Genomic DNA, 2,561 nt, shown 5'->3' with positions numbered 1-2,561 from the left:
GCCTGGCTTCGAGCAGATCGGTTACGCAGCGCCGGTGCTACTGGTGCTGTTGCGGTTGATCCAGGGCTTCGCTTTCGGTGGCGAATGGGGCGGCGCGATTCTGCTGGTGTCCGAACACTGCCCGGACAATCGTCGGGGCTTCTGGGCCAGTTGGCCGCAAGCCGGGGTGCCGGCCGGCAACCTGGTGGCCACGGTCGCCCTGCTGCTGTTGTCGTCGAACCTGTCAGAGCAACAGTTCCTTGCCTGGGGCTGGCGCGTGGCGTTCTGGTTCTCGGCGGTAGTCGTGTTGATCGGTTACTGGATTCGCACCAGCGTCGATGACGCGCCGATCTTCAAGGAAGCCCAGGCCCGTCAGGCACAGACCAAACAGCAACAGCTCGGTGTGGTGCAAGTGCTGCGTCATCACTGGCGTTCGGTGCTGGTGGGAATCGGCGCACGCTTTGCCGAGAACATCCTCTACTACACCGTGGTGACGTTCTCGATTACCTATCTGAAACTGGTGGTGCACAAGGACACTTCGCAAATTCTGCTGCTGATGTTCGGCGCGCACCTGGTGCACTTTTTCCTGATCCCGCTGATGGGCTATCTGTCGGACATCGTCGGGCGCAAGCCGGTGTACCTGACCGGCGCGGTGCTCACAGCGTTCTGGGGTTTTATCGGTTTCCCGATGATGGACACCGGCAACAACTGGCTGATCATGGCCGCCATCACCCTGGGCCTGGCCATCGAGTCGATGACTTATGCGCCTTACTCGGCGCTGATGGCTGAACTGTTCCCGACCCACGTACGCTACACGGCTCTGTCCCTGTGCTACCAGGTGGCGCCGATCTTCGCCGGCTCCCTTGCACCGCTGATCGCCATCACCTTGCTCAACAAGTACCACAGCTCGACTCCGATCGCCTGGTATCTGGTGGGCGCCGCGCTGATTTCCGTGGTGGCTGTCGGCCTGACCCGCGAGACCCGTGGCAAGTCATTGCGCCAGGTGGATGCCGAGTCGGCGGCGCGGGTTGCTGCGCTGGACCCAGCCCCGACCAGCCCACGCCGGGCCGATTCTCTGGCCTGAGTAAATCCCACAGAGGTTTTGTGTTGCTACCCCATTTTTCGACAGGAGCTTTTTTGATGTCTGAGATCCTTGGCCACAACTACATCGGCGGTACACGCAGCGCCGTCGGCGGCATCATCCTGAACAGCCATGACGCCAGCACCGGCGAAGCACTGCCCTACTCTTTCGTGCAAGCCACCGCGCAAGAAGTCGACGCGGCCGCCCAGGCCGCTGCGGCCGCCTATCCAGCCTTTCGTAATTTGCCGGCGACGCGCCGGGCGCAATTCCTTGAAGCCATCGCCGCGCAACTGGATGCCCTGGATGACGAGTTCGTTGCCCTGGTGACCCGTGAGACCGCCCTGCCCAGCGCCCGGATTCAGGGCGAGCGCGGCCGCACCAGCGGCCAGATGCGTCTGTTCGCTGAGGTCCTGCGTCGGGGCGATTTCTACAGCGCGCGCATCGACCGTGCCCTGCCGGAGCGTCAGCCGCTACCACGGGTTGACCTGCGCCAGTACCGGATCGGCGTCGGCCCGGTGGCAGTGTTCGGCGCCAGCAATTTTCCGTTGGCCTTTTCGACGGCTGGCGGCGATACCGCAGCGGCCCTGGCCGCCGGTTGCCCGGTGGTGTTCAAGGCCCACAGCGGGCACATGGCAACCGCCGAATGCGTGGCCGATGCGATCCTGCGCGCCGCCGAGCAGACCGACATGCCCAAGGGTGTGTTCAACATGATCTACGGCGCGGGTGTCGGTGAAGCGCTGGTCAAGCACCCGGCGATTCAGGCCGTCGGTTTCACCGGCTCGCTCAAAGGTGGCCGTGCCCTTTGCGACATGGCCGCCGCACGCCAACAACCCATCCCGGTGTTCGCCGAGATGAGCAGCATCAATCCAGTGTTGGTATTGCCCGAAGCCTTGCGTGCGCGCGGCGAGAAGATCGCCGGTGAACTGGTGGCATCGGTGGTCCAGGGTTGCGGGCAGTTCTGCACCAATCCGGGGTTGGTCATTGGTATTCGCGCCCCTGAATGGACTGCGTTCATTGCGCGACTAAGCCACCTGATGGCCGCACAACCGGCGCAAACCATGCTCAATGCCAGCACCCTCGGCAGCTATGAAAAAGGGCTGCGGGCCTTGCTCGAGCATCCGGGCGTGACGCACCTGGCGGGCCGCGACCAGCAGGGCAATCAGGCGCGGCCGCAACTGTTCAAGGCCGACGTCAGCCTGCTGCTCAATGGGGATCCGCTGCTACAGGAAGAAGTGTTCGGGCCGACCACCATTGTCGTTGAAGTGGCGGACAAGGTTGAGCTGCGCCAGGCGTTGAACAGCTTGCACGGGCAACTGACTGCGACATTGATTGGCGAAGCATCGGATCTTCAGACCCATGCGGACCTGCTGATACTGCTGGAACAAAAAGTCGGCCGGGTACTGTTCAACGGTTACCCCACCGGGGTCGAAGTCTGCGATGCCATGGTCCATGGCGGGCCTTACCCTGCAACCTCCGACGCCCGTGGCACGTCAGTCGGCAG

Annotated in this window: 2 protein-coding genes; both read left to right on the top strand. The window is 63.3% G+C overall.

Features of this window, described 5'->3' with window-relative positions; all coding sequences use genetic code 11:
• A partial coding sequence (locus ACXRVY_RS23740) for an MFS transporter (protein WP_458238400.1) occupies positions 1–1,063 on the top strand: 1,063 nt, incomplete at its 5' end.
• Positions 1,064–1,119: 56 nt separating this feature from the next.
• Positions 1,120–2,561: aldehyde dehydrogenase (NADP(+)) (locus ACXRVY_RS23735; RefSeq protein WP_458238399.1), on the top strand; the 1,442-nt coding region annotated here is incomplete at its 3' end.

It is taken from the genome of Pseudomonas sp. P5_A2_2 (assembly GCF_054177685.1).
The sequence above is the reverse complement of the archived record's forward strand: the minus strand, read 5'-3'. Positions and strand labels throughout refer to the sequence as shown.